The sequence below is a fragment of the Paramesorhizobium endophyticum genome, assembly GCF_014640615.1.
Taxonomy (GTDB): Bacteria; Pseudomonadota; Alphaproteobacteria; order Rhizobiales; family Rhizobiaceae; genus Paramesorhizobium; species Paramesorhizobium endophyticum.
Window position 1 is genome coordinate 68624 of record NZ_BMHH01000006.1, and the last position, 20160, is coordinate 88783.

At 60.2% G+C, this 20160-nt stretch carries 20 protein-coding genes and 1 tRNA gene; 8 read left to right on the forward strand and 13 right to left on the reverse strand.

The annotated features are described in order from the left end of the window. Positions 1 to 254 precede the first annotated feature (254 nt). The 4 genes from mnmG to IEX53_RS09155 are packed head-to-tail and all read left to right on the forward strand — an operon-like array spanning position 255 to position 4587. Positions 255 to 2144, forward strand: coding sequence for a tRNA uridine-5-carboxymethylaminomethyl(34) synthesis enzyme MnmG (mnmG, locus tag IEX53_RS09140; protein WP_188823660.1), 1890 nt, complete (start codon positions 255 to 257; stop codon positions 2142 to 2144). Further along, positions 2141 to 2818, forward strand: coding sequence for a 16S rRNA (guanine(527)-N(7))-methyltransferase RsmG (gene rsmG, locus IEX53_RS09145; RefSeq protein ID WP_188823662.1), 678 nt, complete (start codon positions 2141 to 2143; stop codon positions 2816 to 2818). The genes mnmG and rsmG overlap by 4 nt, the downstream gene beginning before the upstream one ends. Positions 2819 to 2840: 22 nt before the next feature. Continuing rightward, positions 2841 to 3638: a ParA family protein gene (locus tag IEX53_RS09150; protein WP_188823664.1), complete on the forward strand. Its 798-nt coding sequence runs from the start codon at positions 2841 to 2843 to the stop codon at positions 3636 to 3638. Positions 3639 to 3696: 58 nt separating this feature from the next. After that, positions 3697 to 4587, forward strand: coding sequence for a ParB/RepB/Spo0J family partition protein (locus IEX53_RS09155; protein ID WP_188823666.1), 891 nt, complete (start codon positions 3697 to 3699; stop codon positions 4585 to 4587). Positions 4588 to 4778: 191 nt separating this feature from the next. Here the strand turns inward: IEX53_RS09155 and holA are convergent, their stop codons facing one another. From holA to IEX53_RS09190, 7 genes are all read right to left on the reverse strand, one after another. Then, positions 4779 to 5828 (reverse strand): DNA polymerase III subunit delta, encoded by a 1050-nt coding sequence (gene holA, locus IEX53_RS09160; RefSeq protein WP_188823668.1) that lies wholly within the window; start codon positions 5826 to 5828, stop codon positions 4779 to 4781. Between the two features lie 52 nt (positions 5829 to 5880). Further along, positions 5881 to 6675 carry an ABC transporter ATP-binding protein gene (locus IEX53_RS09165; RefSeq protein ID WP_188823670.1) on the reverse strand — a complete coding sequence of 265 codons (795 nt, stop codon included), beginning with the start codon at positions 6673 to 6675 and terminating at the stop codon, positions 5881 to 5883. Continuing rightward, a complete protein-coding gene (locus IEX53_RS09170) occupies positions 6672 to 7553 on the reverse strand; it encodes an ABC transporter permease (RefSeq protein WP_188823672.1) in 882 nt (293 codons plus the stop codon). The genes IEX53_RS09165 and IEX53_RS09170 overlap by 4 nt, the downstream gene beginning before the upstream one ends. 154 nt (positions 7554 to 7707) lie before the next feature. Next, positions 7708 to 8661: an ABC transporter substrate-binding protein gene (locus tag IEX53_RS09175; protein ID WP_188823674.1), complete on the reverse strand. Its 954-nt coding sequence runs from the start codon at positions 8659 to 8661 to the stop codon at positions 7708 to 7710. 232 nt (positions 8662 to 8893) lie between these two features. After that, positions 8894 to 9973, reverse strand: coding sequence for an esterase-like activity of phytase family protein (locus IEX53_RS09180; RefSeq protein WP_188823676.1), 1080 nt, complete (start codon positions 9971 to 9973; stop codon positions 8894 to 8896). A gap of 162 nt (positions 9974 to 10135) precedes the next feature. Continuing rightward, positions 10136 to 10212 (reverse strand) — tRNA-Arg (locus IEX53_RS09185). Positions 10213 to 10320: 108 nt separating this feature from the next. Further along, the gene (locus IEX53_RS09190) at positions 10321 to 11478 is read right to left on the reverse strand and encodes a M20 aminoacylase family protein (RefSeq protein WP_188823678.1); all 1158 of its coding nucleotides are present in this window, start codon (positions 11476 to 11478) and stop codon (positions 10321 to 10323) included. Positions 11479 to 11699: 221 nt separating this feature from the next. Here IEX53_RS09190 and IEX53_RS09195 point away from each other — a divergent pair, with 221 nt between their 5' ends. Together IEX53_RS09195 and IEX53_RS09200 are read left to right on the forward strand one after the other, a co-directional pair. Further along, positions 11700 to 12827: a D-alanyl-D-alanine carboxypeptidase family protein gene (locus IEX53_RS09195; RefSeq protein WP_373288618.1), complete on the forward strand. Its 1128-nt coding sequence runs from the start codon at positions 11700 to 11702 to the stop codon at positions 12825 to 12827. Between the two features lie 3 nt (positions 12828 to 12830). Beyond that, the gene (locus IEX53_RS09200; protein WP_188823682.1) at positions 12831 to 13985 is read left to right on the forward strand and encodes a CobW family GTP-binding protein; all 1155 of its coding nucleotides are present in this window, start codon (positions 12831 to 12833) and stop codon (positions 13983 to 13985) included. On the opposite strand, the gene IEX53_RS09205 is transcribed toward IEX53_RS09200, so the two are convergent. The 5 genes from IEX53_RS09205 to IEX53_RS09225 form a co-directional block, all read right to left on the reverse strand. Next, a complete protein-coding gene (locus IEX53_RS09205) occupies positions 13967 to 14227 on the reverse strand; it encodes a sulfurtransferase TusA family protein (protein ID WP_188823684.1) in 261 nt (86 codons plus the stop codon). The two genes, IEX53_RS09200 and IEX53_RS09205, sit on opposite strands and share 19 nt — an antisense overlap. A gap of 7 nt (positions 14228 to 14234) precedes the next feature. Then, positions 14235 to 15527 (reverse strand): L,D-transpeptidase family protein, encoded by a 1293-nt coding sequence (locus IEX53_RS09210; RefSeq protein WP_188823686.1) that lies wholly within the window; start codon positions 15525 to 15527, stop codon positions 14235 to 14237. 234 nt (positions 15528 to 15761) lie between these two features. Next, a complete protein-coding gene (locus IEX53_RS09215; RefSeq protein WP_188823688.1) occupies positions 15762 to 16715 on the reverse strand; it encodes an acetyl-CoA carboxylase carboxyltransferase subunit alpha in 954 nt (317 codons plus the stop codon). Between the two features lie 138 nt (positions 16716 to 16853). Continuing rightward, on the reverse strand, positions 16854 to 17783 hold the full coding sequence (xerD, locus tag IEX53_RS09220; protein ID WP_188823690.1) for a site-specific tyrosine recombinase XerD: 930 nt from the start codon (positions 17781 to 17783) through the stop codon (positions 16854 to 16856). Further along, positions 17780 to 17959: a histidine kinase gene (locus IEX53_RS09225; RefSeq protein ID WP_188823692.1), complete on the reverse strand. Its 180-nt coding sequence runs from the start codon at positions 17957 to 17959 to the stop codon at positions 17780 to 17782. The genes xerD and IEX53_RS09225 overlap by 4 nt, the downstream gene beginning before the upstream one ends. Positions 17960 to 18121: 162 nt before the next feature. On the opposite strand from IEX53_RS09225, the gene IEX53_RS09230 reads away from it, so the two are divergent. Beyond that, a complete protein-coding gene (locus IEX53_RS09230; protein WP_373288619.1) occupies positions 18122 to 18730 on the forward strand; it encodes a shikimate kinase in 609 nt (202 codons plus the stop codon). Next, on the forward strand, positions 18727 to 19836 hold the full coding sequence (gene aroB / locus IEX53_RS09235; RefSeq protein WP_188823696.1) for a 3-dehydroquinate synthase: 1110 nt from the start codon (positions 18727 to 18729) through the stop codon (positions 19834 to 19836). Before IEX53_RS09230 ends, aroB begins: the two co-directional genes overlap by 4 nt. 4 nt (positions 19837 to 19840) lie before the next feature. On the opposite strand, the gene IEX53_RS09240 is transcribed toward aroB, so the two are convergent. Further along, on the reverse strand, positions 19841 to 20155 hold the full coding sequence (locus IEX53_RS09240; protein WP_188823698.1) for a BolA family protein: 315 nt from the start codon (positions 20153 to 20155) through the stop codon (positions 19841 to 19843). Between the last annotated feature and the right edge of the window lie 5 nt (positions 20156 to 20160).

Here is a 20160-nt window from a genome sequence, read left to right on the forward strand (position 1 = left end):
GCAACGATAAAGAATAAGCAAATTGCTTCTATTTAATGGTTGGAAATTGTCTGGAGGCGATTTGATTCCGACCAGCGATCTATGTTTCACGTGAAACATCCTGTGGAATCTTCAAACCAAGCTTGACTCGCAAATATGTCTGTAGGCGAGGAGCCCTTCTCTCTCCCCGATACCCGACGGTTCCACCAGTCAACTCTACGTTCGCCATCAAAAAATCGATTCCGCTTTATGAGGGAATACGGTAGAGATCAGGCATGACACAGATATTCGATGTAATCATTGTCGGAGGCGGGCATGCCGGCTGCGAGGCTGCTGCTGCTTCTGCTCGTCTTGGCGCGCGCACGGCGCTTGTTACCCATCGGTTCGATACGATTGGAGTCATGTCCTGCAATCCTGCTATCGGCGGGTTGGGGAAGGGGCATCTGGTTCGCGAGATCGATGCGCTCGACGGGCTGATGGGCCGGGTCGCCGATGCGTCCGGCATTCAGTTTCGTCTTCTCAATCGCCGGAAGGGACCTGCGGTGCGCGGCCCGCGCACTCAGGCGGACCGCAAGCTTTATCGGCTTGCCATGCAGGAGGCGATTCGGGCGCAGGAGAATCTCACCGTCATCGAAGGCGGTGTAAACGATCTGATCATCGAGGAAGGCGCTGTCGCGGGCGTCAAGCTGATGGACGGTCGGATGCTCCAGGCGGGAGCGGTGGTGCTGACTTCTGGCACGTTCCTGCGTGGATTGATCCATATTGGGGAGAAAAAGATTCCTGCCGGGCGCATGGGTGAAAAGCCGGCACTCGGTCTTTCCGACACGCTGCAGGCATTTGGATTTGCGCTTGGGCGGTTGAAGACAGGCACGCCGCCGCGTCTCGATGGGCGGACCATCGATTGGGCCGGTCTCGATATGCAGAAGCCGGATGACGAGCCGGTACCCTTTTCACTGATGACGGACAGGATCACGACACCGCAGATCGATTGCGGTATTACGCGCACAACCCCCGAGACGCATGCCATTATCCGGGAGAATCTGCATCGCTCGGCGATGTACTCCGGATCGATCGAAGGAGTGGGGCCGCGTTATTGCCCATCGGTCGAAGACAAGATCGTCAAATTCGGCGACCGCGATGGCCACCAGATTTTCCTTGAGCCGGAAGGGCTGGATGAGGATACCGTCTATCCAAACGGCATTTCCACCTCTCTGCCGGAAGAAGTGCAGCTCGCTTTGTTGAAGACCATTCCGGGTCTGGAACGATCGACGATGCTGCAGCCCGGTTATGCCATCGAATATGATTTTATCGATCCGCGGGAGCTTGAACGTAGCCTGGAGACGCGGAAGGTTCGCGGGCTTTTCCTGGCCGGGCAGATCAATGGAACGACGGGCTATGAAGAAGCGGCGGCGCAAGGTTTACTGGCAGGGCTCAATGCGGCACGACGGGCGAGCGGCGCAGAGCCCACGGTTTTGTTGCGCACTGAAGCCTATATTGGCGTGATGGTTGATGATCTCACTTCGAGAGGTGTAAGCGAGCCGTACCGCATGTTTACTTCCCGTGCCGAGTTCCGGCTTTCGCTGCGAGCCGATAATGCGGACCAGCGCTTGACCCTGGTGGCAGATCGGCTAGGCATTCTGGGTGCAGCTCGCCGCGCACGCTTTTCTGAGCGGCAGGCAAAGCTTGATGCGGCGCGCGATCTTACGAAGGCGCTATCGCTTACGCCAAATATGGCGGCAAAGCATGGTTTGAACCTCAATCAGGACGGCATACGTCGCAGTGCTTATGATCTGCTCGCCTATCCCGATATCGGTCTTGGTCGGCTTGGGCATATCTGGCCGGAGCTTCAATCCTTCGACCGAGCGACGACAGAGGCCCTTGAAGTCGAGGCGCAGTATGCGGTCTATCTCGAGCGGCAGCAGGCGGATATTGCCGTCATGGAGCGGGAGGAACAGCTTCTCATTCCGGCGGGGCTCTCGTTCGATGGGGTTCCCGGGCTGTCTAATGAATTGAAGCAGAAGCTTCGTCAGAGGATGCCGAAGTCGATAGCAGAAGCGCAGCGTATCGAGGGTATGACACCAGCCGCCCTTGCGCTGATCATCACGCAAGTACGCCGTCAGGGGAAGCAGTCAGAACTGGCTGCGGAAGAAAGGGGCGTCGCGTGAACGAGGAACGATTCTCAACTCTGCGGAGTCTCGTTCCGGTTGTTTCACGTGAAACAGCGGAATCACTGGAAACATTCGAGGCGCTGTTTCGGAAATGGTCTTCCGCCATCAATCTCGCCGCGCCGTCGACACTGCCGGAACTTTGGGAAAGGCACATTCTCGACAGCGCGCAGCTTTTCTCTTTAGCTCCCAAGGCGAAGAAGTGGCTCGATCTCGGTTCCGGTGGAGGCTTTCCCGGCGTGGTGCTAGCGATCCTGTTGAAGGAGCGGGAAGGGGCCTCTATCGATCTGGTGGAGAGTAATGGCAAGAAGGCGGCGTTTCTGCGCACGGCCATTGCGGAGGCAAAGGCGCCTGGCCGTGTTCATGCCGAGCGCATCGAAGCTGTACCCGGGAAGATTGCCGTTCCAGACATCGTCACGGCGCGAGCGCTCGCTTCGTTGAAGGAACTTCTGGCTTTGGCAGAACCGTGGCTCGTCGCGGGCGCAACCGCACTCTTTCAAAAAGGCCGGGGATACGCCCGGGAAATTGAGGAAAGCCGTGACGCTTGGGATTATGATCTGATAGAACATCCAAGTGCCATCGAAAACGGATCGGTCATTCTTCAGATCAGCAATGTGCGAAGAATTGGCCATACGGACAGCCGGACAGTTAGCCTGTCGGTTCCGAAAGCGTAAGGCAGAAGCCGGGGTGACAGCGATGACGAACGAAACCCGTATCATAACGATTGCCAACCAGAAGGGTGGTGTGGGTAAGACCACGACGGCCATCAATCTGGCGACCGCGCTTGCCGCCATAGGCGAGATGGTGCTGATCGTCGATCTCGATCCGCAGGGCAATGCCAGCACCGGCCTCGGCATCGATCGCCGCAATCGCGATTATTCGTCTTATGACGTACTCACTCAATCCTCGACGGTGGCGGAGGCGGCAATCGCGACGGATGTGCCAAATTTGCACATCGTCCCCTCGACGCTCGATCTGCTCGGCATCGAGATGGAAATAGCGCAGGCGCCGGATCGCACGCGCCGTTTGCGCGACGCGCTGCGTTTCGATTCGCATGTCCGGGAGATGTACAGCTATATCCTCGTGGATTGCCCGCCGTCGCTCAATCTGCTGACGCTCAACGCCATGGCGGCAGCTGACTCCGTGCTGGTGCCGCTGCAATGCGAGTTCTTCGCGCTGGAGGGTTTGAGCCAGCTGCTGGAAACGGTCAACCAGGTGCGCAATTCGCTCAATCCGGAATTGTCGATCCAGGGAATCGTGCTCACCATGTTCGACAGCCGCAATAATCTCGCCGCACAGGTGGTGGATGATGTGCGCTCCTTCATGGGTGAGAAGGTTTATCGCACCGTCATCCCGCGCAATGTGCGTGTCTCCGAAGCGCCCTCGCATGGCAAGCCGGCGATCCTTTACGATCTCAAATGCGCGGGGAGCCAAGCCTATCTCCAGCTCGCATCGGAAGTGATCCAGCGGGAGCGGCAACTGAGGGCTGCCTAGCGTCGGACGCAGCTTGAAACAGATCGATTCGAATACGTAACAAAGTGAGTTGCTTCAGATGAACGAGGATCCTTCAAAGAAACGTCTTGGCCGTGGGCTGGCGGCATTGATCGGCGAAATGGATCGCCCGGTGGAGAGCAAGGTCGTCGCCGCTCCTCAATATGAGCGGCACATTCCGATCGAGTTCATCGTTCGCAATCCGCGCAATCCGCGGCGCACGTTCACCGAAGCGGAACTGGAGGATCTTGCGCAATCGATCCGCGAGCATGGCGTTGTGCAGCCTGTCGTCGTACGACCGTCTCCGACCCAGCCGGACCGTTATTATGAACTGATCGCCGGTGAGCGTCGCTGGCGCGCCGCGCAGAAGGCGGGGCTGACCAAGCTACCGGTTATCCTGCGCGATGTGGATGACCGCACGGCGCTGGAACTTGCCATCATCGAGAACGTGCAGCGCTCCGACCTGAACCCGGTTGAAGAGGCGGCGGGCTACCAGCAGCTGATCGAGAACCATGGTTATACGCAGGCCGATCTGGCGAATGTCATCGGCAAGAGCCGCAGCCATGTGGCAAACACGCTTCGGCTCTTGAAACTGCCGCAGAGCGTGCAGGACATGATCACCGATGGTTCGCTCTCGGCTGGTCATGCCCGTACGCTGATTACCGCTGACAATCCGGCGGAGCTGGCTGAGAAGATTGTCCGCGAGGGGCTCTCGGTTCGTCAGGCGGAAGCCTTGGCGCAGGCGCAAGCCCAGGGGAAAATTGATGGCGTGCAGAAGGTGGAGAGAACGCAGGCCGAAAAGGACGCCGACACCAAGGCCCTCGAAAAGCTTCTCTCCGACGTGATGGGAATGAAGATCGCCATCAATCACAAGGAAAAGGGTGGCGAAGTGCGTATCCGTTATAGCTCGCTGGAACAGCTCGACGAGGTCTGCCGGAGATTGCAGAATTAGTGAGTAGGGAATAGTGAGTAGTGAGGTAGTGGGTGGAGGTTGCCGGCAAGCGCCGGAAATGCTTTTTGCTATCTCACTATCTCACTATCTCACTATCTCACTATCTCACTATCTCACTATCTCACTATCTCACTATCTCACTATCTCACTACGCCCGATCCGATTCGCCCCCGGAACGAACCCTCTTTGCCTTATTGACTACGCCCGGCGCGGGCCGCTTCCACGGCTAGGGCGAGCAGCACCTGGCGGATAATCGGCACGGCGAGCGCTCCATTCTGCCGGCTTTCCAGAACGGTCCTTTGCAGGCGTTCCATCGCTCGTGAAAGCCGGTCGCCAGTCCAGCGGGCAAGCGCGGTTTCGATGAGCTTGCGGCGGTTGAAGAAGACCGGCGGCTTGGCAGATGCAACGGTCGCAGCGGCGTTTTTCCCCTCCGCTTCCATGGCATGGCGTAGCAGCTGGATCTGCTGGAATTGCCGCATGGCGGTGTTGAGGATGAGGAAGGGGGGCGAGCCGGATTTGACGACCCGGTCGAAAGCGGTGCTGAACCGGGAGATATCGCCGATCAGAATGGCGTCGGCGATTTCGTCATTGGATAGGGCGCTGACATCGCCGACCGCCTCGCGTACATCATCGATATTTATCCGCTCCCGGCCGTGGGCATAGAGGCACAGCTTCTCCAGTTCGCCACGCGTGGCTAGGCGGTCGCCGCCGAGGCTGTCGCGCAGCAGCTGGCGGGCCTCGAGCGTGATCTGCATTTTTTCGCGGGAGAGCACGTCATCGATGACGGCATCTACGCCACGCGAATCATCGCTGTAGCAGGGGAGCGCCATGGCTGAGGAGGCGCCTTCGACAATGGTTCGCAGGCCGACGCCTTTCTTGAGGTCGCCGGCTTCGATGAGAATGCGGGTGTCGGTTGGAGGCTCGGTTGCGAGAATCTTGACGGCCTCGGCCAGTCCTTTCTGGCCGGCCGCATTGCGCACCCAGATCAGCCGCTCACCACCGAGCATGGAGATAGTTCGCGCTTCATCCGCCAGCCGGGCAGGATCGGCGTCGATGTCATCGGCCTCAAGCCGAATCACGGCGAATGGGTCGTCGAGAGGCAGGCCTGTCGAACTGGCGAAGACGGCGGCGCGTTCGCTGACGAGCCCTTTGTCTGGGCCGTAAAACAGCAGCACCGCGAACGACGTCCGGCTCGGGCTTTTCAGAAAGCTATCGACTTCATGGGATTTTTTCTGCGCCATGGTTCCGGCTTATACCATCGGCGCTAAAATCGGCATCTCAAAAATCTGCCGATCACCCAATCAGCAATTCGTCGTCGTCCAGATTCTGGCCGCGAACGCGGCGGAACATTTCGATGAGGTCTTCGACGCCCAGGGTTTTGCGGTTGTCGCCGGTGACATCGAGCACGATGTTGCCGCCGTGAAGCATGATGGTGCGGGTGCCGAAGTCGAGCGCCTGGCGCATCGAATGGGTCACCATCAGCGTGGTTAGCTTGTTTTCGTTCACCAGCGACTGGGTGAGTTCCATGACATATTCGGCCATGCCCGGGTCGAGCGCCGCCGTGTGCTCATCGAGAAGCAATACTTCCGAGCCGGAAAGCGTCGCCATGACGAGCGACAGGGCTTGGCGCTGGCCCCCGGAGAGCAGTTCCATGCGGTCCTGCATCCGGTTTTCGAGCCCGAGATTGAGTGCGGCGACCCGCTCGCGAAAATGGTCGCGGCGGTGTTTGCCGAGGGCAGGGGAGAGGCCCCGCGTCTTGCCACGGACAGCGGCGAGCGCGAGGTTTTCCTCAATGGTGAGCGCGCCGCAGCTGCCCGCCAGCGGGTCCTGGAAGACGCGTGCGACGAGGGCGGCACGGTCCGCCGTAGGCTTGCGCGTCACATCCTTGCCGCCAATGAGGACCTTGCCTTCGGTCGGCAGTACGTCGCCGGCCAGCACGCCGAGCAGGGTGGATTTGCCGGCGCCATTCGAGCCGATGACGGTGACGAATGCGCCTTCGTCGATGGTGAGGTTGATGCCTGACAGAGCCTGCTTCTGCAGCGGCGTGCCGCGTGCGAAGGTGACGCCAAGTTTGGAGAGTTCGATCATTTTGCGGCTCCTCCACGGCGCAGGCGCGGCAAGACAAGAGCGATGGTGACGAGGACGGCAGTGACGAGATTGAGGTCGGATGCCTGGAGGCCGAGGGAATCGCTCGACAGCGCGAACTGGATGGCGATGCGGTAGATGATCGAGCCGCCGACGCAGCCGAGGATCGCGATGAGCAGCAGGCGGCTGCGGAACAGCGTCTCGCCGATGATGACGGCGGCAAGGCCGACGACAATGGTGCCGACGCCGGCGGTAACATCGGCGAAGCCGTTGGTCTGGGCGAAGAGCGAGCCGCCGAGTGCGACAAGCGCATTGGAAAGCGCCATGCCGAGATAGATCTGGCGATCAGTCTTCACGCCTTGCGCACGGGCCATACGCGGGTTGGCGCCGGTGGCACGCATGGCGAGGCCAATGTCGCTTTCGAGGAAGCGCCAGACCAGCAGAACCATGATGGCGACAAGCACGGCAAGAAAGAGTGGACGCACGTAATAATCGGGCAGTCCCAGCCCATAGAAGGGCGAAATCATCGTATCCTGATTGATCAGCGCCACATTCGGCCGGCCCATCACGCGAATGTTGACCGAGAACAGCGCGGTCATGGTGAGGATCGAGGCCAGCAGATTGAGAATATGGAAGCGGAGGTTCAAAGCGGCGGTGACAAGCCCGCCAGCAGCACCCGCCAGCATAGCCGCGCCCGCGGCGAGCCAAGGATTGACCCCAGCGATGATGAGAACGGCAGTCACTGCCGCACCGAGCGGGAACGTGCCATCGACGGTCAAATCGGGAAAATCGAGCACGCGAAAGGCGAGGTATACGCCCACCGCGACAAAGGAAAAGACGAGGCCCAGCTCGACCGCACCCCAAAAGGCGATCTGGCTCACTGTGAACGATCCTTCAAAACATGTTCCATCGGAGCGGTTTCTTATGAAAACAGGGAGCCGGACCCGCGCCCGAAGCTACCCTTTATTATCAAGAACCGGCGGCGGAAGGTCCGCCGCCGGTTCATTGGTCAATTATCGTGGAAAAGTCCAGAACTTACTTAATGACCTTGGTCGCGCGGTCGATCACGGCTTGCGGAACCTCCACGCCCATCTTCTTGGCGGCGACGAGGTTGATGACCAGATCCGTGCCCTTGGCAATTGTGACCGGGATATCGCCCGGCTTCTCGCCGTTCAGGACCTTGACCACGATCGCACCGGTCTGTTTGCCGACATCGTGATAGTTGAAGCCCAGCGCGGCGAACGAACCACGATTGACGGAGTCCGTATCGGCAGTGAAGAGCGGGAGCTTGTTTTCCTCGGCGACCGCAACCGCGCTTTCCAGCGCTGAAACGATGGTGTTGTCGGTCGGCACATAGATGATGTCGGCGCGGCCGACGAGCGCGCGCGCCGCGCCCTGCACATCGGCGGACTTGGTGGCGGCGGATTCAACCACGGTGATGCCGGCCTTTTCGGCTGCTTCCTTCAGCGCGGCGAGCAGCGAGACGGAGTTGGTTTCGCCGGGATTGTAGAGGAAACCGATGGTCTTGACCTTGGGCAGGATTTCCTTGATCAGGCCCACATGGTCGGCGACCGGCGACATGTCGGAGAGGCCGGTGACGTTGCCGCCGGGCTTTTCCATGTTCTTGACGAGTTGCGCGCCGAGCGGATCGGAAACGGCGGTGAAGACCACGGGGATGTCGCGCGTCGCGGAAACCACGGCCTGCGCCGAAGGCGTCGAGATCGGCACGATCACATCCGGATTGTCGCCGACGAACTGGCGGGCGATCTGCGCGGCGGTGCCGGCATTTCCCTGCGCGGACTGATAGACGAATTTAAGGTTCTCGCCTTCCTTGAAGCCGGCCTCGGCCAACGCTTCCTTCACGCCGTCGCGCGTGGCGTCGAGCGCCGGATGCTCGACGATAGCCGTGACGGCAACGGTCACGTCCTTGGCCAGGGCTGGGGTTGCAAGAGCGGTGGCGGCGAGAAGCGCCATGATAATCGAACGCATGAAAATCTCCCTGTTTTAGCGTCCTATAAAGTGTTGTTCCGGCAGGCTGAAATCAACGCGTCCCTTGGAAGACGCAGCCGTTCATTGTTCCCCGGTTCTTGAACAATATCCTTACGCGAGGAGGTTTCGTCATGCAAATGATACGAAGGGAGGGAGGCCTCAGAAGACAATAATGCAATGATATTGATATGAATTCATTATCGCAGCAAGGCGACGCCTTTCGGGCCGGCTCTCACTCACCCAGCAGAAAGACAGCGAACTGGGTGCGCTGTGCGGAACTGAAGTTATTGTCCGAGGCGATGAGTATGATTTTGCGGTTTCCAATGACCGGGCCCCACGTAACCGCTTCGATATTGTCGATGTCGAGACCGAAGTCGCCTTCGCCTAGATGAAGAACGGGTTCCTTTTTAACGGGAACAAGCGAAACCGACTTTAGGAAGCCGGTATTCATAATGTTAGTAGCGTTGTCAAAACGCACCCGGTACAAGTTGATCGCATTCCCGACACCGTGCGCATAGGATCGCTCGACCGTCAAAAGGTCATCGCCCCAGGCAGCGAATTCCGACAAGCCGTTATCATTCCAGAAAGGCACCTGCGTCGCCTGGGCAAATACTGGACCGGTATCGTAAGCATATTCTGCCTTTACCTCTCCGGATGAAATGTCAAAGGCAATGATGCGTGCGCGGGAACCTTCGCTCAGCGTCGCCATACCGCCGTCCTGAACCAGCGCATTCTCCGTTCCAACCAGCAAGGTCTTTCCATCCGATGAGATGGTCAGGCTCTCGAATGACAGATTGTTCCGAATGCCGCGCGTCTTATCCTCGTTGGGAAGGTAAGTGTCCGGGAGCTTGAATTCGCGCAACAGAGTTCCGTCGAGGCGCGATTCACGGATTGCGGGAGTGCCCTTCTGGTCGCCTTCGCTGGTCCAGTAGATGGTGTTTGTCGCGGAATTGAAGCGGATCGATTCCGGATCAACATCCTTGGCGGCGAAAGGGTGCCCCGCCGCATTCAGAAGCGTGGTGGCGGTGACAATATCTATGCCATGAATGCCTTCGCTATTCAGCGCGACTTTCAGCGTGTAGAAGCGCGCCGGCGCTTTCTCCGAACGGTCATCGGAAATCGCATAGTAGAGATTATTGGTTCTGTCGTAATCGAGCCCGGAAATCCCGCCGAACTCGACACCGGCTATTTTCAGGCCCGTGGGCAATATAAGTTCACCAAGGAGCTCCGCCTTCGTGAAATCCTGAGCAAGCGCACCTGTCGATACAGACACAAGAGTCAGAACCGCTGCGCAAAGGAACGAGACCTTCATAGGTAATACCCGTTTGAATATCAGATAGGCACCAAGCTTAATCGCGTTCCTTAAACGGGCTATGACGCCGGCGCGTAAAGCTGGCCGAGACTAGCCGGACCCGTTCAGCGGATGGCGGAGCGGTCGGTCGGGCCGGTGAATTGTCACAATAGAGGAGCGAAGTGGTGATCCCGACAGGATTCGAACCTGTGACCCTCAGATTAGGAATCTGATGCTCTATCCTACTGAGCTACGGGACCACTCTTTTCGTTTTTGCATTCATGCGCCGCGAAAACACGGTCGCACAAACGCATAAGCGACACATACTGTTTTTTGCGCCCCAAGCCAAGCCCGGAAGGCACCTGCATTCAGCGCGCCGCTTCCGCCAGCGCTACCCAGTAGCTGATGCCATAGGGGAGGGCGTCGTCGTTGAAATCATAGGCGGGATGATGAAGGCCGGAGGTATCGCCATTGCCGATGAAGATGTACGCGCCGGGGCGGGCTTCCAGCATATAGGCGAAATCCTCCGCCGCCATCATGGGCGCGACCGAGGCGTTGACCTGGGCTTCGCCTGCGACGTTTCGTGCGATATCTGCTGCGATGTCGGTCTCGTCGTCATGGTTGAAGGTGACGGGATAGTTGCGGTGATAGTCCACCGCGATCTCAGCGCCCGTCGCCGAGGCGATGGCGGAAGCGTAGGCTTTGATGCGGCTTTCCGCGAAGTCGCGCGTTTCGGGCTTCAAGGTGCGCACCGTACCGGCGAGTTCCGCCGTCTCGGGAATGACGTTATAGGCCTCGCCGGCGTGAAACTTCGTCACGGTCAATACCAGCGAATCGAGCGGGTCGGCGCCGCGCGAGACGATGCCTTGCAGGAAGGTGACGAGCTGCGATCCCGCGACGATGGGATCTATGGTGCGGTGGGGCTGGGCCGCATGGCCGCCGCGGCCCTTGATGCGGATGGTGAACTCATCGGTCGCCGCCATGATCGGGCCCTTGCGGATCGCGAAGGAGCCGACGGGCAGGCCCGGCATATTGTGCATGCCATAAACCGATTCGATGCCGAAACGGTCCATCATGCCGTCCTTCACCATGGCGAGGCCGCCCGCGCCGCCTTCTTCCGCCGGCTGGAAGATCACCGCGACGGAGCCTTTGAAATTGCGCGTTTCGCAAAGATACTGCGCCGCGCCGAGCAACATCGCCATATGCCCGTCATGGCCGCAGGAATGGGCGCGGCCTTGATTTTTCGAGGTCCAGGGCCTGCCCGAGGTCTCTGTGATCGGCAGGGCATCCATGTCGGATCGCAGGCCGATGGTGGGGCCATCGCCATGCCGTCCGCGGATGAGGCCGACAACGCCGGTGCGACCTATGCCTGACGCCACTTCGTCGCAGCCGAATGCCCCAAGCTTTTCGGCGACGAACCGGGCCGTTTCGTACACATCGTAGAGCAGTTCGGGGTTCTGGTGCAGATGGCGACGCCAGCCCGACACTTCCTCCTGCATTTCGACGGCGCGGTTCAACAATGGCATTTACTGGCACTCCGGCTGGAACAAGATCATGAGGTTTCGGTGAAGAGGAACAATGGTTCTTTGCCTTTTCTCCGCCACATGGAATAAATAGGCCCATTGTTTCCTGACGTGAAGCCCTCAATGGCTCATGACATCCCCCACCCGCAGGCGAGGAGCAGGCTTGAATGGTTCGGACTTTTAAAGGCGCGCGCGAAATATCGAGATTTCTGGCCGTCTCCGTGATGGCCGTCACGCTTGCAGCGGGAACTTCGGCTGCTTCCGCGCAGCCCGCCACTCCGGCCAGCCCTGTCGCGCCCGTGATTGCCACGCCATCCATCCTCGTCGATATCAACAACGGCAAGGTGCTGGCGCATGAAAACGCTTTTGCGCGCTGGTATCCGGCCTCGCTGACGAAGCTGATGACCGCCTATGTGACCTTCCGGGCGCTGGCTCAAGGGCAGGTGACGCTGAATTCCCCCGTCCGCATGACGGTCAACGCCTCCAAGGAGCCGCCGAGCAAGATGGGGTATAAGCCCGGCTCGGTGATGACGCTCGATACGGCGCTGACGATCATGCTGGTCAAATCGGCCAATGACGTGGCCGTCGCGGTGGGCGAGGCCATCGGCGGTACGGAGGCTGGATTTGTACAGAGGATGAATGCCGAAGCGCAGCGGCTTGGCATGTTCGGCACGCATTTCACCAATCCGAACGGGTTGCAGGACCCCAACAATTATTCGACGGCGCGCGATCTAGCGGTGCTCGTGGCCCATATCCGGCATGAATTTCCGCAATATGCCCATTATTTCGCTACCGAAGCGATCGATCCGGGTGCGGGCAAGAAGGTGCAGGCGAACTACAACATCCTGCTTGGCCGGTTCGATGGTGCGGATGGCATGAAGACGGGCTTCGTCTGCGCCTCGGGCTTCAACCTCGCCGCTACCGCCACCCGCAATGGACGCACGTTGCTGGCCGTGGTGCTCGGCTCGCCCAGCCAGGAGGCGCGGGCGATCAAGGCGGCGCAGCTTCTGGCGCAGGGCTTCCAGTCGGACGAGGGGGGCGCGGAAACGCTGGCGACGCTGCGGCCTTATGGCGCTGACGTGGCGCAGGCGACCGACATGCGCGCGGCGCTTTGCAACCAACAGGCCCTTGCCGATCGCTGGGACGGACGCGATATCGAGGGCAAGCTCAAGCTGGACTCACCCTATCTTCATGCCATGGCCGGCGAGCCCAAGGCGGTTTCGGTCGGTCTCGTCTCGTCTCCGCCCAAGGCCAAGCCCGGCGTGATCGACATTTCGCAGGTTCCGGTGCCGCAGCCGAGGCCGAATTATATTCCGCGCGCGGCGCAGGCCGCGACGAACCAGGGCGGCTGATTGATGAACCATCCCATTAACCCCATTCCCGTGTCGGTGCTCACAGGCTTTCTCGGCTCGGGCAAGACGACGCTGCTGAACCGGCTCCTGAAGGATTCGGCCTTGAGCGATACGGCTGTCATCATCAATGAATTCGGCGATGTCGGCATCGACCATCTGCTGGTGGAACAGGCGAGCGAAGGCATTATCGAACTTTCCGATGGCTGCCTGTGCTGCACCGTGCGCGGCGAACTGGTCGATACGCTTGCGGGCCTGATCGACAGGCTTCAAACCGGGCGAATCAAGCGGCTGAAGCGCGTGATCATCGAAACGACCGGTCTCGCCGATCCGGCCCCTGTGCTCCATGCGGTGATGGGGCACCCGGTGCTGATGCAGGCTTTCCGGGTGGATGGCGTCATCACGACAGTCGATGCGGTCAACGGCATGGCGACACTCGATGCGCATGAGGAGGCGGTGAAGCAGGCCGCGGTCGCGGACCGGATCGTCGTCACCAAGACCGATCTTGCCGAGGCGAGGGCAGGGCTGGGCGACCTGCGGCTCCGCCTCTCCTGTCTCAACCCAGCGGCGGACGTAATCGAGGCGAGCGACCAGCGCGCCGGTTACGCGGCGCTGTTCGAATGCGGGCTCTATAATCCGGAGACGAAAAGCGCGGATGTGCAACGCTGGCTGCGGCCCGAAGCCTTCGAACATGTGCATCACCATCACCATGATGGGCACGATCATCACGACCACCACGAGCACGATCATCATCACCATCATCACGACGTGAACCGGCATGATGCGTCGATCCGCTCCTTCTCGCTGAAGCATGACAAGCCGGTGCCGTTCTCAGCGTTCGAGATGTTTATCGATCTTCTGCGCTCCGCCCATGGCGAAAAGCTGCTGCGGGTCAAGGGCATCATCGAGATTGCGGAAGATCCGGAGCGTCCGCTCGTTATCCACGGCGTGCAGCAGATATTCCATCCGCCAGCGCGGCTTGCCGCATGGCCGGACGGAAAGCATGAGACGCGGCTGGTGATGATCACCAAGGATTTGCCGGAAACTTATGTCCGGCAATTGTTCGATGCGTTCTTGAGTCGCCCGCAGGTCGATATGCCTGACCGTGCCGCGCTGACAGACAATCCGCTGGCAATTCCGGGCTATTCGGCGAAGGGCTGATCGGCTCGCTTGCGAATAAGGAAGCGGTGGCCGTTTTCGAGGGAAACGGTCTCGATCAGTTCGTGGCCGTTTTCAGCGCAGAAATGCGGTATATCGATTGCCGCCAGGGGATCACTGGTTTCGACCCAGAGTCTTGCCCCTGACGGGATATCGCGTAATTTGCGTTGCGTTTTCAGGACGGGGAGGGGACAGTTCAGCCCCCTCAGATCGTAAATCTCGACGAAATCGTCTTCTCCGGCCATCAGGATATCAACGGCCGAATTTCCACCAGGACTTCTTCTCCGGCGCAGCTTCAGCCGATTGCACGGCCTCCGGTGCCGGAGCGGTGGCGGTGCCGGCAGGGAGGCCAGCGGGCGTAACGACATTCACCGTGCGCTCCGCCGGAACGGGCTGAGGAACCGGAGGCGTTGCGACGGGAGCAGCCTCAGCCGTGACCGTCGCCGCCGGCGAAGGGGTGGCGGGCTGCGGTGTCGTGGCGGCGATTGCAGTCGCCGGCGCGGCGGCAGGGACCGGCGTCTTGGCGAGCATTACCGGTTGCGCGGCGGTATCGGGCGCACCCGGCTTTTCCTTGGAGGCTGGGGTCAGCGAAGGCGGCTCGCGGGAGACCTTTTCGCCCCGCGCCCGAGCGGCGCTCCAGGCGGAAACGAGCTTCGCTTCTTCCGGCCCGGCAATCGACGGGGCCGGATCCTTCTTGTTGGAACTGCTCTGCGCCGCCGAAAAGGCGGTCTCGAAAGTCTTCTGGTAGCTTATATAGGACATGCGCGCCGCGTCGGGCTGACCGACCGGGGGGCAGGCCGCATCTGGCGCGATGCCTTCGGGGCCGATGGCGGTGTTGTTGAAGACATAGCGCTTCTCGCAGACATCGACCTTCGGCGGCACCTTGTTGACCTCAAACAGATCGTAGCCTTCCTTCAGCATCTTCCAGAAGGGATAGTTCGGGTCATTGCGGTAGCGCGCCATATTGGCCGCCGTCATGCGGAAGGGAAAAGCCTGGATCTGGAACGCTGTCTGGCCGCCCCGGAAAGCGTCGCGCGCGAAGGCGTAAATCTCGGACACCTGCTCGTCCGTCATGGAATAGCAGCCCGACGAGGAGCATGCGCCATGCACCATCAAATGCTGGCCGGTGCGACCATTAACGCGGTCATAGGTGTTGGGAAAGCCGATATTGAAGGCGAGATAATAGCTTGATCTCGGGTTCATCTGCGCCGGGCGCACATAATAGAACCCCTCGGGCGCCTGACGGTCGCCCTCGATGAACTTGGGCCCGAGCTTGCCCGACCATTTGCAGATGTCGTAGGAGGCAATGAGATCGTAGCGCCCGTTGTCCTTGCGCTTCCAGACCTCGAGCTGGCCTTCTTCCTTGAAGATTCGCAGCATGATCGGCGAGGTGGTGGTCATCCCCTTCGCCTTCATCTTCATTACGATCTTCTGCGGCAGAGGCTTTTCCGCTTTGGGCGAGATATCTTCAAGGGATTTTCCCTGGCAGCCGACAAGCACCACCGACGCCATGAGTGAAGCAATAATCGTATATTTGAGCTTCATGTCCCTCTTTTCGCCCCTCAAGCGGTCTTTCTGCCCCTTGTTCAGCCGCACTCAGCAAGCCAAGCGTCCGCCTGGCTGCCGAAATGCTTTAGGACGTACTAACAGGAAAACCTTTCGGTACCGTTGACGAATCCTTACCAAGCAAGGGCAACCCACCGATCACAGTGATGTCATCGGTCGCAGGATTTTGTCAACTCAGCGAAACGGCGCTTTTATGGCGAACGCAGCCCGGCCTTAAATATTGCGCCCCATGGCCAGATATTTCGCGCGCCGCTCCTTCTTCAGCGTTTCGCCATCCACATCAGCCATGGATGTCAGCGCTGCCGCGATTGTATCGCCGGTGGCGTCGATGGCCGCTTCCTTGCCGCGATGGGCGCCGCCCACCGGCTCGGGGATGATGCCGTCGATGATTTTCAGTTCATAAAGATCCTGCGCGGTGATCCGCATGGAGGTCGCAGCATCCTTGGCGCGCGTCGAGTCGTGCCACAGGATCGAGGCCGCGCCTTCCGGAGAAATCACCGAATAGATAGAGTGCTCGAGCATGTAGACCTTGTTCGCGGCGGCAATGGCGATGGCGCCGCCGGAGCCGCCTTCGCCGATGATGACGGAAACCATGGGAACGGTGAGGTTGAGGCAAGCGGCGGTGGAGCGGGCAATCGCCTCCGCCTGGCCGCGCTCCTCGGCGCTGACGCCGGGGTAGGCGCCCGCCGTATCCACCAGCGTCACCACGGGCAGGCCAAAGCGGTCGGCCAGTTCCATGATGCGGACGGCCTTGCGATAACCTTCCGGGCGGGCCGAGCCGAAATTGTGTTTTAGGCGCGATTTGGTGTCAGCGCCTTTTTCGAGGCCGATAATGGCCACCGCTTCGCCCCGAAAGCGGGCAAAGCCGGCCTGAATCGCCTCATCCTCGGCGAATTTGCGGTCGCCGGCGAGGGGCGTGAATTCGGTGAACAGCCTTTTGACATAGTCGAGGCAGTGTGGACGGTCCGGGTGGCGTGCGATCTGCGCCTTCTGCCAGGGCGTCAGCTTGCGATAGAGATCCCTCAGCGCGTCGGCGGAGCGCTTTTCCAGGCGGGCGATTTCGTCGCCCATCTCGACGCTGCCGCTTTCCTGCGAAAGCTTCTTCAGCTCGAGGATCTGACCTTCGAGGTCGGCGACGGGTTTTTCGAAATCGAGGTAATTGTGCATATGGCCTGACTATTTGTACGCGCAAACATGCTGGGTCTATGAGGATATTTCCTCGACGGCTATCCTTTTTATGCGTGCAATAACGCCTCGGAAGGCGATCGGAGCCCGCAAACCGCGTTTCTCATAGCGGCACGAGGCTCAATCGGCAAGCGGGTGATGCGAACTCACCAGCTGATGCAGCCTTTCCTCCAGTACATGAGTATAGATTTGCGTGGTGGAAATATCGGAATGGCCGAGCAATTGCTGGACAGCGCGCAAATCCGCTCCGTTCTGTAGAAGATGGCTGGCAAAAGCATGGCGCAGCACATGGGGCGAAATTGCGGCGGCCGAGATACCGGCGCGCGCGGCGAGCGATTTCAGTTCCCGCGCAAAGACCTGTCGCGCCAGATGGCCGCTCTCGGAGAAGGCCGGAAATAGCCATGGGTTCTCATCGCTGCCAGGCATCGCGTCGCGCAGGGTAAGGTAGCGCGTCATCGCTTCACGCGCTTTCAGGGATAGCGGCACCATGCGCTCCTTGGCACCTTTTCCGCGCACCAGCAGAAAACGATGATCCGAGCGGGCGACGCTGACAGGCAGACCGACGAGTTCGGAAACACGCATTCCCGTGGCATAGAGCGTCTCGATCAGAGCATGGAGTCGGGTGGCGCGCAGGATATCCCCGCCCGGGGCGGCTACTGGATCGTCCGCCTCCAGCTTCGCCCGGTCGAGCAGGCGGCCCACGGCATCCTCGCTCATGATCTTCGGCAACGGACGCTCTTTCTTCGGCGCGTCGAGCACGCCGGTCGGGTCGTCCTGCCGCAAGCCTTCCGAATAGAGGAAGCGGAAGAATTGCTTCAACGCGGAAAGCCGCCGCGCCTGCGACGACGCGGCAAAGCCTAGCGTCGCCATTTCATTCAGATAGGCGCGGATGTCATCAGGCGTGGCGTGAGGTAGCTGCACGCCCCGCGCGGCCGTGAATTCGGCGACGGTTTCGAGATCGCGGGCATAGGAAAGAAGCGTGTTTTCCGCCGCTCCGCGCTCCGCACTCATCATTTCCAGAAAATTTTCGATTGCCGCGGCTGATTTCATGACGATCCAGCCGGTTTTTCCAGCGTACCGGTTTTTGGAGCGAGTTTTTCAGGCGGAATGCGGATGGACATCTCGCCGGTGGCGGGTTCGACGAAAGTGACGAGCGCCAGCATCCCGCCATAGATGAGCAGGGCGACGAGAGCCAGCGAGAGAAGAAGACGCGTCAGGGTCGGCATGGCCAGTCTTTATGCTGCGCTAAGGACATGAATGCAAGAAGCGCGGTTTCTAGCTGCTCATGATCTTGTCCGAAAAGTCTGCAACTTTTCGAGACCATGCGGATATTGACACCATATGCTTTACAAACCGCGCATTTTCATGTGGAAACGCTCCCCATGAGCATGAATGACGATCACGAGCCGAACCAGATCGAGGCCGCCGCTATCCGGGAGCGGCTCGGCACGCGTCCGGTCGTGCTCGTCGGGCTGATGGGCGCGGGGAAATCCACCGTCGGCAAGAAGCTGGCGAGCCTGCTGGCGCTGCCCTTTCACGATGCGGACAATGAGATCGAAGCCGTGTCGCGGATGACGGTTCCGGAGCTGTTCGAAGCCTATGGCGAGCCGGAGTTCCGCAATCTGGAGCGGCGGGTAATCCAGCGCCTGCTCGAAGCCGGACCGATGGTGTTGGCGACGGGCGGCGGCGCCTATATGAATGCGCTGACGCGCGAGGCCATTGCCGCCTATGGCATTTCCGTCTGGCTCAAAGCCGATCTTGATATCCTGATGGAGCGCGTGTCGCGGCGGCAGAACCGGCCATTGCTTAAAAACGCGAATCCGCGCGGCGTCATGGAAAGGCTGATGGCCGAGCGCTATCCGGTCTATGCCCTGGCCGATCTTACGGTCATCTCCCGCGAGGAAAAAAAGGAAGTGATTGCGCAGGAAGTGATCGACGCGCTGTCACGTTATCTGGGCCTCTCCGGAGAGGCCGCAACCGAAAGTACCGCGTCATGAACGCTGAAATCACCACCGTGCCGGTTTCCCTTGGCGACCGTTCCTATGACATCCTGATCGGGTCAGGTCTCATTGCGCGGGCGGCCGAGGAAATTTCCCGGCGCATGAAGGGTGTGCGGGCGGCTATCGTTACCGATGAAAATGTCGCAGGTCATTATCTCGACGCGCTTACGAAGAGCCTCGAGGGCGCGGGCATTACGGCAACGCCGGTGGTTGTCGCGCCGGGCGAAAAATCGAAGGGCTTCGCCACTTTAGAGGCGGTGACGAATGCGGTTCTGGCGGCAAGGCTGGAGCGCGGCGACGTGGTGATCGCGCTCGGCGGCGGGGTCATCGGCGATCTCGCGGGATTCGTCGCCGGTATCGTGCGGCGCGGCATGGGTTTCATCCAGATGCCGACATCGCTGCTGGCGCAGGTGGATTCTTCGGTCGGCGGCAAGACCGGCATCAATACCGTCCATGGCAAGAATCTCGTCGGCGTCTTCTATCAGCCGCAATTGGTGCTCGCCGATACGGACACGCTCGACACGCTGAGCCCGCGCGAATTCCGCGCCGGTTATGCGGAGGTCGTCAAATACGGGCTGATCGACCGGCCGGATTTCTTCGCCTGGCTGGAGAAAAACCGGGAAAAAATATTCGCGGGCGGCCCCGAGCGCGCCGAGGCCATCGCCATCTCCTGCCGCGCCAAGGCGGATGTGGTCGCACGCGACGAGCGGGAAACCGGCGACCGGGCACTGCTCAATCTTGGCCACACCTTCGGCCACGCGCTCGAGACCGCCACGGGCTATGATTCCAGCCGCCTAGTCCATGGCGAGGCCGTGTCTATCGGCATGGTGCTGGCGCATCGCTTCTCGGCGCATATGAATCTGGCAAGCCCAGATAACGCTGTCCGTGTAGAAGCGCATCTGAGGGAAGCCGGCTTGCCGGTGGCGATTTCGCAAATACCCGGCGCGCTGCCGCCTGCCGAAAAGCTGATGGAATATATCGTCCAGGACAAGAAAGTCTCGCGCGGCGCGCTGACCTTCATCCTGACCCGGGGCATCGGGCAGTCCTTTATCGCCAGGGATGTGCCGTATTCGGCGGTGCTAGGCTTTCTGCAGGGAAACTGACAGCTTAACGCCGCGTCTTCTCGCCCGGCGCCGATGGCTCCAATGCCAGCGCGTGGACGCCGCTTTCGAGTTCTTCCTTCAAAGCCAGGTTGATGGCGCGGTGGCGGGCGACGCGGTCCATGCCGGTGAAGGCGTCCGCGACGATGCGCACGCGGAAATGGGTTTCCCCTTGGCCGTCGAACGCGCCGTGGTGATCGCTGCCGTGATGGTGGTGGCCGGCGTGGAGGTGGCTTTCATTGATCACTTCGAGGAACTCAGGGGCGAAAGCGCTTCTCAGTTTTGCCTCAATGATCGTTTGTCTGGTTTCGTGAATGGACATTTCGT

Bases quoted from the DNA above. Each gene is read 5' to 3' on its own strand.
- mnmG (WP_188823660.1), top strand. From the start codon at position 255: ATGACACAGATATTCGATGTAATCATTGTCGGAGGCGGGCATGCCGGC.
- IEX53_RS09150 (WP_188823664.1), top strand. From the start codon at position 2,841: ATGACGAACGAAACCCGTATCATAACGATTGCCAACCAGAAGGGTGGT.
- IEX53_RS09155 (WP_188823666.1), top strand. From the start codon at position 3,697: ATGAACGAGGATCCTTCAAAGAAACGTCTTGGCCGTGGGCTGGCGGCA.
- holA (WP_188823668.1), bottom strand. From the start codon at position 5,828: ATGGCGCAGAAAAAATCCCATGAAGTCGATAGCTTTCTGAAAAGCCCG.
- IEX53_RS09165 (WP_188823670.1), bottom strand. From the start codon at position 6,675: ATGATCGAACTCTCCAAACTTGGCGTCACCTTCGCACGCGGCACGCCG.
- IEX53_RS09175 (WP_188823674.1), bottom strand. From the start codon at position 8,661: ATGCGTTCGATTATCATGGCGCTTCTCGCCGCCACCGCTCTTGCAACC.
- IEX53_RS09180 (WP_188823676.1), bottom strand. From the start codon at position 9,973: ATGAAGGTCTCGTTCCTTTGCGCAGCGGTTCTGACTCTTGTGTCTGTA.
- IEX53_RS09190 (WP_188823678.1), bottom strand. From the start codon at position 11,478: ATGCCATTGTTGAACCGCGCCGTCGAAATGCAGGAGGAAGTGTCGGGC.
- IEX53_RS09195 (WP_373288618.1), top strand. From the start codon at position 11,700: ATGGCCGTCACGCTTGCAGCGGGAACTTCGGCTGCTTCCGCGCAGCCC.
- IEX53_RS09200 (WP_188823682.1), top strand. From the start codon at position 12,831: ATGAACCATCCCATTAACCCCATTCCCGTGTCGGTGCTCACAGGCTTT.
- IEX53_RS09205 (WP_188823684.1), bottom strand. From the start codon at position 14,227: ATGGCCGGAGAAGACGATTTCGTCGAGATTTACGATCTGAGGGGGCTG.
- IEX53_RS09210 (WP_188823686.1), bottom strand. From the start codon at position 15,527: ATGAAGCTCAAATATACGATTATTGCTTCACTCATGGCGTCGGTGGTG.
- IEX53_RS09215 (WP_188823688.1), bottom strand. From the start codon at position 16,715: ATGCACAATTACCTCGATTTCGAAAAACCCGTCGCCGACCTCGAAGGT.
- xerD (WP_188823690.1), bottom strand. From the start codon at position 17,783: ATGAAATCAGCCGCGGCAATCGAAAATTTTCTGGAAATGATGAGTGCG.
- IEX53_RS09225 (WP_188823692.1), bottom strand. From the start codon at position 17,959: ATGCCGACCCTGACGCGTCTTCTTCTCTCGCTGGCTCTCGTCGCCCTG.
- IEX53_RS09230 (WP_373288619.1), top strand. From the start codon at position 18,122: ATGAATGACGATCACGAGCCGAACCAGATCGAGGCCGCCGCTATCCGG.
- aroB (WP_188823696.1), top strand. From the start codon at position 18,727: ATGAACGCTGAAATCACCACCGTGCCGGTTTCCCTTGGCGACCGTTCC.
- IEX53_RS09240 (WP_188823698.1), bottom strand. From the start codon at position 20,155: ATGTCCATTCACGAAACCAGACAAACGATCATTGAGGCAAAACTGAGA.